Source organism: Klebsiella sp. BIGb0132 (assembly GCF_024810075.1).
Classification (GTDB): domain Bacteria; phylum Pseudomonadota; class Gammaproteobacteria; order Enterobacterales; family Enterobacteriaceae; genus Klebsiella; species Klebsiella terrigena.
Genome location: NZ_JANUDW010000004.1, coordinates 333,423 through 346,222, shown reverse-complemented (window position 1 = coordinate 346,222; position 12,800 = coordinate 333,423). Strand labels below are relative to the sequence as shown.

17 protein-coding genes and 2 pseudogenes are annotated in these 12,800 nt (G+C 49.6%); 11 read left to right on the top strand and 8 right to left on the bottom strand.

Annotation, left to right across the window (positions count from 1 at the left end; genetic code table 11):
* The first annotated feature begins 414 nt into the window (after positions 1 to 414).
* On the top strand, positions 415 to 573 hold the full coding sequence (locus M2416_RS14890) for a YqaE/Pmp3 family membrane protein (RefSeq protein WP_041143845.1): 159 nt from the start codon (positions 415 to 417) through the stop codon (positions 571 to 573).
* Between the two features lie 247 nt (positions 574 to 820).
* On the opposite strand, the gene M2416_RS14885 is transcribed toward M2416_RS14890, so the two are convergent.
* A complete protein-coding gene (locus M2416_RS14885; protein WP_259225461.1) occupies positions 821 to 1,063 on the bottom strand; it encodes a helix-turn-helix domain-containing protein in 243 nt (80 codons plus the stop codon).
* A 371-nt stretch (positions 1,064 to 1,434) separates the two neighbouring features.
* On the opposite strand from M2416_RS14885, the gene srlA reads away from it, so the two are divergent.
* The 5 genes from srlA to symE (M2416_RS14860) all read left to right on the top strand — a co-directional run bounded on the left by srlA (position 1,435) and on the right by symE (M2416_RS14860) (position 5,254).
* Positions 1,435 to 1,962 (top strand): PTS glucitol/sorbitol transporter subunit IIC, encoded by a 528-nt coding sequence (gene srlA, locus M2416_RS14880; RefSeq protein ID WP_259225459.1) that lies wholly within the window; start codon positions 1,435 to 1,437, stop codon positions 1,960 to 1,962.
* Positions 1,959 to 2,330 (top strand): PTS glucitol/sorbitol transporter subunit IIA, encoded by a 372-nt coding sequence (locus M2416_RS14875; protein WP_115193679.1) that lies wholly within the window; start codon positions 1,959 to 1,961, stop codon positions 2,328 to 2,330. The genes srlA and M2416_RS14875 overlap by 4 nt, the downstream gene beginning before the upstream one ends.
* Positions 2,327 to 3,307: a PTS glucitol/sorbitol transporter subunit IIB gene (gene srlE / locus M2416_RS14870; protein ID WP_259225458.1), complete on the top strand. Its 981-nt coding sequence runs from the start codon at positions 2,327 to 2,329 to the stop codon at positions 3,305 to 3,307. Before M2416_RS14875 ends, srlE begins: the two co-directional genes overlap by 4 nt.
* 25 nt (positions 3,308 to 3,332) lie before the next feature.
* Positions 3,333 to 4,349, top strand: coding sequence for a Gfo/Idh/MocA family protein (locus M2416_RS14865; RefSeq protein WP_259225485.1), 1,017 nt, complete (start codon positions 3,333 to 3,335; stop codon positions 4,347 to 4,349).
* 563 nt (positions 4,350 to 4,912) lie between these two features.
* Positions 4,913 to 5,254 carry an endoribonuclease SymE gene (symE, locus tag M2416_RS14860; RefSeq protein WP_259225457.1) on the top strand — a complete coding sequence of 114 codons (342 nt, stop codon included), beginning with the start codon at positions 4,913 to 4,915 and terminating at the stop codon, positions 5,252 to 5,254.
* Between the two features lie 101 nt (positions 5,255 to 5,355).
* Here symE (M2416_RS14860) and M2416_RS14855 read toward each other — a convergent pair whose 3' ends face one another.
* Positions 5,356 to 6,348, bottom strand: a complete 993-nt coding sequence (locus M2416_RS14855; RefSeq protein ID WP_076946954.1) for a PDDEXK family nuclease — start codon at positions 6,346 to 6,348, stop codon at positions 5,356 to 5,358.
* A 29-nt stretch (positions 6,349 to 6,377) separates the two neighbouring features.
* Positions 6,378 to 7,019, bottom strand: coding sequence for an HNH endonuclease (locus tag M2416_RS14850; RefSeq protein WP_259225455.1), 642 nt, complete (start codon positions 7,017 to 7,019; stop codon positions 6,378 to 6,380).
* 250 nt (positions 7,020 to 7,269) lie between these two features.
* On the opposite strand from M2416_RS14850, the gene M2416_RS14845 reads away from it, so the two are divergent.
* From M2416_RS14845 to symE (M2416_RS14825), 4 genes are all read left to right on the top strand, one after another.
* Positions 7,270 to 8,043, top strand: coding sequence for a type IV toxin-antitoxin system AbiEi family antitoxin (locus M2416_RS14845; protein WP_259225446.1), 774 nt, complete (start codon positions 7,270 to 7,272; stop codon positions 8,041 to 8,043).
* A complete protein-coding gene (locus M2416_RS14840) occupies positions 8,036 to 8,953 on the top strand; it encodes a nucleotidyl transferase AbiEii/AbiGii toxin family protein (RefSeq protein ID WP_259225444.1) in 918 nt (305 codons plus the stop codon). The genes M2416_RS14845 and M2416_RS14840 overlap by 8 nt, the downstream gene beginning before the upstream one ends.
* Before the next feature lie 38 nt (positions 8,954 to 8,991).
* Positions 8,992 to 9,393, top strand: a complete 402-nt coding sequence (locus M2416_RS27000; protein WP_405047860.1) for an IncC plasmid conjugative DNA transfer DtrJ family protein — start codon at positions 8,992 to 8,994, stop codon at positions 9,391 to 9,393.
* Positions 9,394 to 9,769: 376 nt separating this feature from the next.
* On the top strand, positions 9,770 to 10,105 hold the full coding sequence (gene symE / locus M2416_RS14825; protein WP_259225442.1) for an endoribonuclease SymE: 336 nt from the start codon (positions 9,770 to 9,772) through the stop codon (positions 10,103 to 10,105).
* Between the two features lie 105 nt (positions 10,106 to 10,210).
* Here the strand turns inward: symE (M2416_RS14825) and M2416_RS14820 are convergent, their stop codons facing one another.
* The 5 genes and pseudogenes from M2416_RS14820 to M2416_RS14800 all read right to left on the bottom strand — a co-directional run bounded on the left by M2416_RS14820 (position 10,211) and on the right by M2416_RS14800 (position 12,190).
* A complete protein-coding gene (locus M2416_RS14820) occupies positions 10,211 to 10,696 on the bottom strand; it encodes an Hcp family type VI secretion system effector (RefSeq protein WP_041143831.1) in 486 nt (161 codons plus the stop codon).
* 1 nt (position 10,697) lies between these two features.
* On the bottom strand, positions 10,698 to 11,219 hold the full coding sequence (locus M2416_RS14815; protein ID WP_259225440.1) for a hypothetical protein: 522 nt from the start codon (positions 11,217 to 11,219) through the stop codon (positions 10,698 to 10,700).
* A pseudogene (locus M2416_RS14810) lies at positions 11,200 to 11,361 on the bottom strand (DUF2778 domain-containing protein); the annotation flags it as partial. The gene M2416_RS14815 and the pseudogene M2416_RS14810, both read right to left, overlap by 20 nt.
* A gap of 54 nt (positions 11,362 to 11,415) precedes the next feature.
* Positions 11,416 to 11,694, bottom strand: coding sequence for a hypothetical protein (locus M2416_RS14805; RefSeq protein WP_259225436.1), 279 nt, complete (start codon positions 11,692 to 11,694; stop codon positions 11,416 to 11,418).
* Positions 11,669 to 12,190 carry a DUF2778 domain-containing protein gene (locus tag M2416_RS14800; protein ID WP_115193685.1) on the bottom strand — a complete coding sequence of 174 codons (522 nt, stop codon included), beginning with the start codon at positions 12,188 to 12,190 and terminating at the stop codon, positions 11,669 to 11,671. The genes M2416_RS14805 and M2416_RS14800 overlap by 26 nt, the downstream gene beginning before the upstream one ends.
* A 192-nt stretch (positions 12,191 to 12,382) precedes the next feature.
* On the opposite strand from M2416_RS14800, the pseudogene M2416_RS14795 reads away from it, so the two are divergent.
* Positions 12,383 to 12,718, top strand: a pseudogene (locus tag M2416_RS14795) (integrase core domain-containing protein); the annotation flags it as partial.
* Between the last annotated feature and the right edge of the window lie 82 nt (positions 12,719 to 12,800).

Genomic DNA, 12,800 nt, shown 5'->3' with positions numbered 1-12,800 from the left:
GTTACAAAACACCACGGCAAATCAGCGGCGCACTCGGACGGAACAATAAGATAGCGTCGGGAGTGATTAATACTGCGGAGCTGGACGCTATCGCCTTCTCTATCGCGGGCATCGACTGCGCGCTCCATGCCCTCCATGCGAATAAATCTGGGAAATGACTTCTATCTGCAGGATGTACAGAACCCGATGCAAGGCGCTATCGGCATCGCGCTGCGGGGGAAGGCTTCGGCAATCATCCTCAGGAACTGCGCGCGCAGACCGCGCTAAGATAAATAAAGGACGCCATCTCCGGCACTCGTTACCGCCCGCCTTCAGCGTAAAGGAGAGTAAAACCGCCGGGCAAACTGGCAGTCTCGGGCAGAATTACTAAGCTTAATCAGGTAAAACGGTTAATTTTTCTTATAGGGAGCGTATATGGGATTCTGGAGAGTTGTTTTAACGATTATTCTGCCGCCGCTTGGCGTACTGTTGGGTAAAGGCTTCGGCTGGGCATTTATTCTTAACATTGTGCTGACGCTGCTGGGTTATATTCCCGGCCTGATTCACGCGTTCTGGGTGCAAACCCGCGATTAACCGCCCCCACCATTACGGCGCACAGGCGCCGTTTGTTTCGTTAATCCTGGCAAAACAATAATGGCTATCTGTATATTAGGCTTGAATACTATTTGTCAGCCGAGTCTCCCTATCGCGCGGGTCAATGCCGTTTTAATAACAACCCTATTATTATGGGGTCCTTATCCCTGGCTAAAACAAAGCTAGCAATATGCAAACACCCCCCAACCAGCACCAATAATTTAAGACCCGAAAAATGATTCAACCCTTATGTTCTATATTTCGACATAATAATATTTAATATATTAGCCGGATCAATAGAAAGCAAGACAGCAATATGTGCAAATTCCACGACATCTAATCTCCTCTCGCCACTCTCCATTTTGGCGACAAATGATTGTGGGCGCCCCAGTGCCTGGGCCAGCTTTACCTGAGTTAACCCCTTCGCCTTCCTTGCCGTGCGCAATAATTTTATAACCATTTGATATTCTTCAGAATAAATAGAAGGCATGTTGTTTTTCTCGATCTATATCCCAAAATCGAATATTGATCGCTTCCATGATTATCCCAAAATGGGATAATTTATTATCCAACGCTCCCCAGAAAAAAACAGAGCGCATTACGGTAGCTCACGCGCTATGACCGAAGAAAAGAAGAAAAATAGCCGCCAGCTTATTTATTAGGCGTGAAACATAGGGATCCTGGCCGTTCCGTAACTTAGGTACATAACAAAGGCAACTGCTTTAGCTTCCAGAGGAATCCAAATATAACCCCGTTAAAACAATGAGTTTCGTTTGTAACCTTAACCACCACAGGGAACTTTACTTATGAAAATCACCACCGCTGCCGCACTGCTCACTCGCCCTACGCAAGGAGGTCGCCATGTTTCTGGTTACCCTTGCTGAAAGCTTTATCGATATCTTCCAGCTCGCCGGGAAGGTCTTTCTCGACATGATGCGCGGGATAATCCCGATGCTGATCTGCCTGCTGCTCGCCATCAACTTTCTGATGAAGCTGGTAGGCCAGCAGCGCATGGAGCGGGTCGCGACGGTGCTTGGCCGCTCGCGCATTCTGACCTATGGCCTGCTGCCGATCCTCGGCTGGTTTTTTATGAGCAGCCCCGGCGCGTTGACGCTCGGCAAGCTGCTGCCTGAAAAGAGCAAACCCGGTTATGAAGACGCTCTGGGCACCACCGCCCATCCGCTAACCAGCCTTTTTCCCCACGTGGTGCCCTCGGAGCTGTTTGTCTGGCTCGGCGTCGCCGCAGGGATCCAGACGCTCGGGCTACCGGTAACCGAGCTGGCGCTACGCTATATCGCTGCCGCCATCATAATCGGCCTGCTGCGCGGCATGATCACCGAATATCTGTTCCTGCGCTTACGCCATAAAGCAACGGGAGGTACAGCATGATCTATCAGGCCCATATCGAACGCATCGGCCCTCACGTAGCGGACGGGCTGGCGGATAACCTACTGATTACCTTCCGCGCCGACGGCCCTGCGGACTGCCTGGACTATGCCCTCGCTCTGAGGCCAGTTTTCCGGCACGAGCATGCCCGTCTCCTGGCGGGAGATCGGTTAGTTATCGACGGCGAAAACTACACTATCAGCGCCGTTGGCAGCCATGCCCTACAGGCTCTGCTGGAACTCGGGCACCTGACCTTCATCTTTGACGGCGCCAGCACGCCACGCCATTCGGGAGCCGTGCATCTGGCAGGGAACGCGCCAGCGCTCGTTGCATTACAAGGGGATATGACCGTTAAGGAGGGGACGCGATGAACGTTGTCAATGTTGCTCCCGGCAGCGAGGGTTACGGTTCCGGGCTGGCGCTGCCAATCGGCAGCGGCCTGAAGGTGGTCTCGCTGACCGGACGCGAAATCCATCCCGTCGCCCGCAGGCTGGGTGAGCTTACGCAATCGGAAGTTATCAACGGCTTTCAGGCCGTCCCGCCGGATGAGGAGACGCTGTGCGTGGTGATCAACTGCGGCGGTTCGCTACGCTGCGGTCTGTATCCCAAAAAAGGGATCAAAACGATTAACGTGATGCCCACCGGCCAGGCCGGACCGCTGGCGCAGTTTATCAACGCCGGCAACTACGTTTCAGACGTGCGGGAGGCGCAGATTACGCGTATTACCCGGGAGACATTAGCGAGCGAGCCGCAGACGGCGATTGTCGAACCTTCCCTGCCAGCCGCATCGCCCGAGCTCGCCACCACGCCCGGCAACATGCTGATTCTGGCGGTGGAAAAGCTCGGCAACAAGACCGGCCACGTGATTGCCCTGCTGTTTGCCGCCAGCCGCGAGGCGGTGGACGTGTCGTTGCGCACGGTGATCCCCTTTATGGCCTTTGTGTCGGTGCTGATCGCTATCGTGCAGGCCACGTCGTTGGGCAACGTAATCGCCCACGCCCTGACGCCAATGGCGAACTCGCTGTGGGGATTGTTGCTGCTGTCGGCGATCTGCGGCATCCCCTTTCTGTCGCCCATTCTCGGGCCCGGCGCGGCGATTACCCAGGTCGTGGGGGTGATGATTGGCACCCAGATTGGGCTGGGACATATCTCGCCAGCCTTCGCCCTGCCCGCTCTGTTCGCCATTAACGTGCAGGTGGGTTGCGATTTCGTCCCCGTCGGCCTCTCGATGCAGGAGGCCAAACCGGAGACCATTGCCAGCGGCGTACCGGCCTTCTTGCTTTCCCGCCAGCTAACCGGCCCGCTGGCCGTGATGATTGGCTGGGTATTTTCCCTGGGACTGTTTTAATACATCTGAAAGGAACGTCATCATGATGAACAACTTAAAAGTGGCCGTTGTCGGCGCGGGAATTTACGGCAAACATCATATCAACGCCTATCTGCATAACCCGGACGTGGAGCTGGTCGCGGTGTGTGACAACAACGTGGAGCGGTGCCATGCCGCGGCGAATGAGCTGGGCATTCCGGGCTATGCCAGCCTGCCCGCGCTGCTCGATAAACAGCAGGTGGATATCATTTCCGTGGCGACTTCCGATCCTTTCCATAAGGAACCTGCGCTGCAGGCTATTGCCCAGGGTAAGCATGTGCTGATTGAGAAACCGCTGGCGACCTCGGTCGCCGACTGCGAGGCGATTATTGCCGCCGCCGTGGTGCACGGGGTGACCGTCGGCGTCGACTTTCACAAGCGCTGGGACCCGGCGGCGCTCCGCGTGCGCATGGAGGTACAGAAGGCGGAAAGCGGCAAGATCCTGCGCGGCTATATCAATATGGATGACGTGATCGCCGTTCCGAGCGAATGGCTGGCCTGGTCGGCACAGAGTTCGCCGGTGTGGTTCCTCGGCTCGCACTGCTTCGACCTGGTGCGCTATATCAGCGGGCAGGAGGTGAAATCGGTTTACGCGGTCGGGCAGAAACGGCTGCTGGCGAGCAAGGGGCTGGACACGTGGGACAGCGTGCAAAGCACCCTCCTGATGGAGGACGGCAGTTCGTGGGTGATTGAGAACAGCTGGGTCCTGCCCGCCGCTTTCCCGAAAGATAACGACGGGCGCATGGCAGTGCTGTGCGAGAACGCCTGGATCCGCTCCGATTCACAAAACCGCGGGCTGGAGATCTTCGGCCAGCAGTCGGTTAAAACCCCGAACAGCTACTTTATTACCTACCGCGACGGCGTCGCCAGCGGGTTTGGTATTGACCCGATTAATGACTTTATTAAAGCGGTGAAAACCCATACTCCGTATGCCGCCAGCGCAGACGACGGGCTACAGGCCAGCCGGATTTGCGAGACGGCGCATAAAAGCCTGCAGAGCGGCCAGGTGGAGCTACTGGTTTAAAGGGAGCCGGGAACAGGGATGTCTCCCCTCCCTTTGTCACTTTATACATCCGGTGATTGGCGTTAGCCGATAACCGGATGGACTGTCCCGCGGATGGCGATTCGCGCCACACCTTCGGGCGCGAATCATTCACACGCCGAACACATCAGTTTCTTCATGCTGCCGCATCGTTTAAAAGCAGCGCGCCGCAGAACGGGACATTTCCGGAAGACGCCGGGCATTCTCCCGAGCGTCAATGAGGTGAAGGGGCTTATTCGCAGGATAGCGTCATGGGCTGATATTTTTACCCTGTGGTTGATAATAGTATTTCGCGTTAAATAGTTTAATTTTCAATAAGGCAGTAAATCCATTCATTTATTCTATTCATTATTTCAAAACATCACGATTAAATATTAATTCCATGATTCTTAAAATAGACCAGAAGGCGCCGATTAAGTTTTATTATCAGTTGGACTTTATTTTTATTACTGGGTAAATTTACAGGTGTTATTTAGCGCGATGCGAACGTGTTGAAGCACGTCCACACCGCTTATCACAATCACTATTTACAGAGAATAGCAATTATGACTGAGACCGATTGTATTGCAGATTCATTCGATGCAGAAGCGCCGGTGAAAAATAAGCGCCAGCTTACCGTGAGCTATGCGAGCCGCTTTCCGGATTATACCCGTATTCCGGCTATCGTTATGAAGGGCCAGTGGCTGGAGGCGGCCGGGTTCGCGACGGGAGCAAAGGTAGAGGTTCGGGTCATGGCGGGCTGCATCGTGCTGACGGCGATAGAGCCGGAACCGGGGCTGGAAGAAGCGATGCGCAATGTAGAGAAGCTGTCGGCGAGGAAGCAGAAGCAGGTCCGGGAGTTTATTGGGGTGATTGCGGGGAAAGCGGGGCTGAAGGCTCTCGCATAAGGTAAAAAATGCTTAATTCAAATGAGGGCTTAGGCTAAGCCCTCATTACATCCAGCAGCATTCTGCCATATGAGACAGAGGGTCTTGCCGTTGCTAAGCCATCAGTGCTTCTCAATGATGAAACCATCCCGCCGCAAAAAATCTATCACCTTTTCGATATTGCCAATTCCCCACTGATTAGATATCGCAATCAGTTCGCCGGATGGGAGTTCGATCAGCGCATCTTCGTGCATATGATACCTGTTTTGCCTGCCTTCCGGGATTTGTTCGGCCAGGACGATCGTTCTGTGTATCAGAATTTCGCTTAGCTTAGATTTCAGCGTATTAAGATCCTGGGGATTATGTTTACTAATCCAGTCAGTGAAAAGTGCCAGGGCCAGCTTACGTTTATTATAAATCACGCCATTATATTTATACTCGGAGTAATCTTTTTCTGATTTTTGGCTGCTGATTATTTGCTCTGTCCGCTTCTCCCGGAATCTCACCTGGTACTCTTCTAATTCCGGCACCGGAATGATCTGTTCGGCATTAATGAAAACCTCGCCCTTAAAGCTATACGGCGTGAGGCGAACGCAGCGAATATCGATACCCTTATCCCTTAACCATATTGCGGTAGTCGTCAGCTCTTTGCTAAAACCTGCAGAAGCAAGAATAATGCGAATATCCTTACCAAAATCAACGAGTTCACTCTCATCAAGGTCAACAAATTCAAGTAAGCTATCTTTGGCATTTATCTCTTTATTGTGCTTCAGCAAATAGGATTGATAGTATTCACACGCTTTAGTAAAGCTCATTGTGGAAATCATTGCCGCATATCTTAGCGCCTGCAGCTCCATATGCGCACCGATCTCATCTCGCTTCAGCTCGATGACCACAAGATTGGCCTGCTTATCAATGGCTAACAGATCGATTCTACGACGGCTATCTTCCCAGTCAGAAAACTCTTCCGCGATCACCATGCAATCTGGCGCGATAATATCGATATTTTTCTCGATCGCTGCCTGTAAATCATATCGTTCCTGGAGGCCTTCTGAAGTGAAAGACGTTTTTTCCAGAGCTGTGAGTTTTTTATCAAAAATATTATACAGTGCCACCTTTAAGTTCCTTGTAGGCAAAAAAATAATTATTCTACATCCATCAGGCTTTTTAATTCTTGCGGTGTAAACGGGGGATTTCGGCGATGCAACATAGCATGGCAATTAGGGCAAACCGGAATAAGATCGGTTTTTGGGTCCAGATGATAATCCTCTTTAATTGCCGACAGCGGAGTCAGATGGTGAACATGGATAAATCCTTTCGCTATGTTCCCGTACTTCTTTGACATATCGAGGGCACAAACCATACATAAATAGCCATGATAGCGCAGCGCAGCCTCGCGGGCATGACGATCCCGTTCATAGCGATTTACCATCACCTGAACCGCCGCCCCTTCAACGAACTCGTCCTGCGACAGTAGCTCATCGGGGAACAGAGAATCATCTGCAGCAACGCTGCCTTTATGATCTTCAATAATACGAAACCCCTGGTCCATCAGCAGCTTGACGCATTTTGATTTGATCCCACCGCTGAAATCCGCAGGTGTAAACTCAAAGCCGGTGACCATTGAAGCGGCAATCCCCACGATAGCCTTTGAAGGGTAACGACGCCCCTCAAACTCGACTTCGTACAGCCGCGCTGCCTTGAACTGGTGAGCAACACCTGCGTCATAGGCGCGAATGGCTTCGATGATGCTTTCCCTTGATAACCGATCCGGTAACTTCTTCACCTGGTAAACTCATGCCATGGGAGATAGCTCATTATACTCAAATCGATATGCATTTCTCGATCACATAGACCAGAGGAATAATTCTGTCGGACCGATGTTATTACTGATTTTTTGCTTTATTAGACTTGAATAGACGTGGACTGATACAACTCTCGCGGGCAACATTTATGCTGCGACAGACGCCGTACATTGACTTTTCACTCACTAAATAGTTTACTTTTTTTATTATAGTTACACCATGAGTGAATCTATGGCATCAAAAATAAACTGGTTATTGCAAAATACCTCTCCAGGAAGCCTGGTTTTGCAATCCTGGCTAACCCGGAACAACATATCGCCTTCTCTGGCCTTTAAATACGCGCAAAATGGCTGGTTAATAAAACTGCGGGCTGGCGTCTATGCGCGCGCAGGACGAGAACCAGACTGGAGTGATGCGCTATGGTGTCTGCAAAACCAGCTTGAAGCGCCGGTGCATCTGGCCGGACTGAGCAGTCTCTCCTGGCAGGGCCGTTCCCATTACCTACAGCTTAAGCAGAGTCAATGCTGGCTTACCGTTGAAAACAAAGCGATATTGCCCAAATGGTTTAAAGAATTTCCCGGCGTTGAGTGGTGGGTGGTATCGGCTCTGAAGCTCCCTGAACTGGATGAAAAATACCGAACTGAGCTTGAGGTTAAAGGAAAAAAAATAACCGCCAGTACGCCAGAACTGGCAGCCTACGAGCTATTAAGCGCAGTACCTCAGGAAATCTCATTTGAGCACGCTGCCGAGCTTTTTCAGGGACTAGTCAATCTCAACCCACGTAAAGTGGAGAAGCTGCTTACGCTCAGCCAGTCCGTACAAACCAAGCGCCTGTATCTGTTTTTCGCCAGTTTCTATGAACATGCATGGTTTAAACGGGTAGATACCAGCAAAATCGACCTGGGATCGGGCAACCGACAAATCGTTGTTAATGGCAAGCTGAACACGCAATACCAGATTACCGTGCCCGAAAATTTTACCAGGAAGGGAATAAACCATGGATAAAACCTCTCCCTACTACCACCAGGTCGCCCTGCTGGTGCGGGCATTACCCTATGTCGCTAACGAGCCCTGTTTTGCGCTGAAAGGCGGAACGGCGATCAACTTATTCATCCGTGATTTTCCCCGCTTGTCCGTTGATATCGATCTGGCCTGGATCCCGCTGGAAAGCAGAGAGGTCGCGTTGCCTAACGTGCGGGAGGCACTCACCCGTATTGCCGCTGAACTGGAAGCGCAAGCCGGGATCCGTGCAGTGCTGCAAACTCATGATCCCGATGAGATGCGCATCATTGTCACCACGGACGACGCGCATATTAAAATTGAAGTCTCGCCGGTTGCCCGGGGAACACTATATCCACCGCAAGAACGCGACGTCGTCGAAGCCGTGGAGGAAGAATTTGGTTTTGCCGCCATCCCGGTTGTCTCACTGCCCGATTTATACGGTGGCAAGCTATGTGCTGCGTTAGATCGCCAGCATCCCAGAGATTTCTACGACGTCAAAATGCTCCTTGATACACAAGGAATCGACCGCGCTATTTTCAATGGTTTTATCGCTTACTTGCTCAGCCATAATCGCCCATTGTCCGAAGTGCTTAAGCCACGCTGGAAGGATATTACCGAACCCTTTCAAAATGAATTCAGCGGTATGACTTTTGAGGAGGTATCACTGGAAGAGTTAAGAGAGGTCCCGGAAAGAATGCTCAGCGCGTTGAAAGCACATTTCACTCAACAGGATTTCGACTTCCTGATGTCATTTAAACGCGGCGAGCCTGACTGGAGTTTAGCGCCAGAGCCCCATATTCAGAATTTGCCAGCCGTTCAATGGAAGCTGCGCAATATTGGCCGGATGTCGGAGGAAAAGCGCGCGCAGTCCCTGGATACACTGGAAAAGGTCATGACAGAATGGCTAAGTTAGTTTATTAAAATTAGTATAGTTACACCAATAGTGAAACTATACAATATTTTATAAACAAGCAAAGCCATCTCAGAATCCATTGTCTTCCAGCACTTAAAACCAGGATTGCTATTGACCTCGCAGGCGATCTGGTTTGTCAGGACCTGCGGCGCTTTGGCGCAGGCCATGAGTCCGGGTTTGTTTATCATCATACCTGGTGCATGTTCAGCTCCAGCCTGGCGGCAACGGGATTGGTGTGGTTAGCGTTGCCGTTTTCAGTATTTGTTGTTACCAGGAGCTGTGGGGATTGGGCTAGCAATGTCAATGGCGCTGGGGTCAGTCCTAAAGTGTCTAGATTAGCCGGGCAACGAGTGAGACGGGGTAGCCGGGCTGCATGGCGAGCGCAACAAAACGGGCTTTCTCTTCGGGAGCATAACAACGGCACTTTTGCTCGCCAGTGATCACTTCGATTCTTTGCACAGGACACTCCGTAAACATAGCTCTATGACTATGTCTTACTGGTGAAGTGTCCGGTTTAAACGGGGGATATTACATTTTTACCCTGTGGTTGATAATAATATCTCGCGTTAAATAGTTTAATTGCCAATAAGAAATTAAAACCATTCATTTATTCTATTCATTATTTTAAAACATCACGATTAAATATTAATTCCATGATTCTTAAAATAGGCCAGAAGGTGCTGATTATGTTTTATTATCAGTTGGACTTTATTTTTATTACTGGGTAAATTTACAGGTGTTATTTAGCGCGATGCTAGCGTGTTGAAGCACGCCCGCACCGCTCATCACAATCACTATTAAGTGGGAATAGCAATTATGACTGAGACCGATTGTATTGCAGATTCATTCGATGCAGAAGCGTCGATGAAAAATAAGCGCCAGCTTACCGTGAGCTATGCGAGCCGCTTTCCGGATTATACCCGTATTCCGGCTATCGTTATGAAGGGCCAGTGGCTGGAGGCGGCCGGGTTCGCGACGGGTGCGAAGGTAGAGGTTCGGGTCATGGCGGGCTGTATCGTGCTGACGGCGGTTGAGCCGGAACCCGAACTGGAAGAAGCGATGCGCAAAGTAGAGAAGCTGTCGGCGAGGAAGCAGAAGCAGGTCCGGGAGTTTATTGGGGTGATTGCGGGGAAACGGGACATAAAGAATTAATGCTTCTGCGCTGGTGATTATTTGTGGAGACAGGAGCACTACTTTCTGTCTCCCAAAAGACCCTGTACATCATTCTGTGTAAACGCCTTTCCTCAGTAACGTTGACTAAGCCCTCACATTCCAGTCGTCGGTATACTGCACGTTACCATCGACATAGCGCCATGTGATTCTATCGTACATAAGGGCAATAGATTCCATATGATTGATCTGCGCGTTACCAGCCATTTTAGCGTTTGGCATACCCGGATTCACGCCTGTAATCTTCACGCCTTCAAGGGTCATAATGAAGTAGCACTCTTCCTGCCCTGCATCATTAATACGATACCAGCGAATCTCCGCGCTTTTCAGCGTCTGACCCGTCGATACCGCTCTATATAGATACGGGCTGGAGCTATCAAACTCCTTTTCAATCATCATCGGAGAGTGCGATCGCTTGCCAGTGATCTTGCCATTGGCACCGTCCACCGGAATGTTCAAACCGTGACTAAAGCCAATAATCTCGATACTCCCTTCACGATCCTTAACGTCTACAGCTCCCTTAATATCTGCGCCACCATCATCTTTAAGCCACATATAAGCCGGAATAGGCATTTTACAAACTCCTTTTGATTGTAATTTTATTCATAACAACCCCATAACAAGCCACCGTTAGCAACAAATTGAAAGTCATGATTGCCGCAATAATGGGAGCTGAATATGTTTCTCCTTCATGAAAAAAAACCTGGTAGGGCAAGAAGCGGAACAGTAGCCAGAACAAAAACGTGAACGCAAATAACTTAGCTAAACGCCGCAGCGTGGATAAAATCCAATCCTCAGGGAGGCTAGCTGGACTCACTTTGCGTGTAACACCGTTGTAGGCAGAAATAATCGCACTCATGACAGGAGCACTGATCAGGGTATTAATCAGGATACTGAAGTAAATATGTAACGATTCCCACACCTCTAAATCAGGTTCACCCAGCATGAAACGAGTAAAATTACTGGCGCTTTGGAAATCGAAAAGAGCAATGATTGAACTGACTAAACCGTCGTAAGGAATCACCTCAGAGACAATCAGCATAACCGCAGAAAACAGCGCTATCTTAATAAACAAGCTAAGGGCATGTTTTGCCATTGGCAATCACCTCAATTGTGCCGTAGGCCTTGAGTTTTCTCATACAAGGAACATCCACCTGCTGTGTTCTCAGCAATGCGTTGCGTAACATGGCAAAATCTGAATCATGTGGAAGGGTGATACAACCTTCTGACAGCGTGCCACTACAGTCTGCGCTGCCATCATCTTTAACCATATGTACGGAGGGATTAGCATTTCATTTGCTCCTTATTTTTCTGATCAACTTCATCGTTATGAAATAAATAACAGTAGTGGTAATAACGACCGTTAGAACGTCAAGGTAAAAATAAGTGTCATACATGGTTTCTGCGTTAATATCGCCGTAAATAAGGTCACTTATCTTTGATGCAATTGCATGATTAATGTAAATCTCTGGATTGCCTAATATTCTCCCTACAGCCATACCGATCAGCAGAAATAGAGCCGTTTTTAGCAATCTTACGCCCCATCTACGGGCAAGTGTTGGTGTTGCCATTAGCCACTACCTCAACCCAACCACGAGCCATAAGAGAGCGCATACACGGAACCTGAATAAGCGATGTGTTCATCAATGCATTGCGAATTTGTGCGAAGTCGGAGTTATGGCCAATAGTTATGCAGCCCTCTGATAATGTTCCAGGATGAAGCCGGAATAATCCACGGTAAACATCGTTAATCCAGGTTCCGTCATCAATACCCCAATCATCCTTATACAGAGCAAACCATTCATCACGTCCAAACTCTGCACCGTTCTTAACCTTGTTCCATGTATCCTGTCCTTTGGCTTTCAATCCTGAAAAAAAACCGCCGGCACCACGATCAACTATCCAATATTTGCCAGGAGGCAGCGGGCCATCCCCTTTTACAGCGCCACAGGCTCCCTTGTTTCGATAGACACCGTTACCGGAAAAAGCCATGAACACGCCCACGCCGTACAGGTTGAAAGGTGCATAGTCTGCCCCGTTCAAAATCAACGTTCCTTGTAGAGCCATAAACCACCCAATACCCTTTTATAACATGTGGATTATGGTATAAGCTGTTTAGCAAACAGTCTATTTTAACTTTATGATTTTATTTTAAATAATCTTATTTTGTTGATAGTAAGATTCTGGCGATAGGATATGGGTTATGGCAAATAGTGAAACTTATCAGGATATACATACACTCTTCAGGAACCTGTCTGTCCTGCAACGATAAGAACCGATCAAGGCCCGGAATTTACCTGCCGCGCGCTCGATCAATGGGCCTTTGAACATGGTGTTGAGTTGCGCTTAATCCAGCCTGGCAAGCCAACTCAGAACGGATTTATTGAGAGTTTCAACGGCCGCTTTCGGGATGAATGCCTGAATGAGCGCTGGTTCAGAGATATTCTTCATACCCGGGAAATCATTAATGACTGGCGGCAGGATTATAACGAGTGTCGACCACATTCATCGCTGAATTACCAGACGCCGGCTGAATTTGCAGCGAGCTGGCGAAACAGGAAATATGAAGAAAAACCAACCGATATTACTAACTGAAGGTTGTACCTAATCCTGGGGGCAGGTCAAAACTATTAAGAATGGCTGATAACATAAAAATTGATATGCGGGCCAGGAAAGT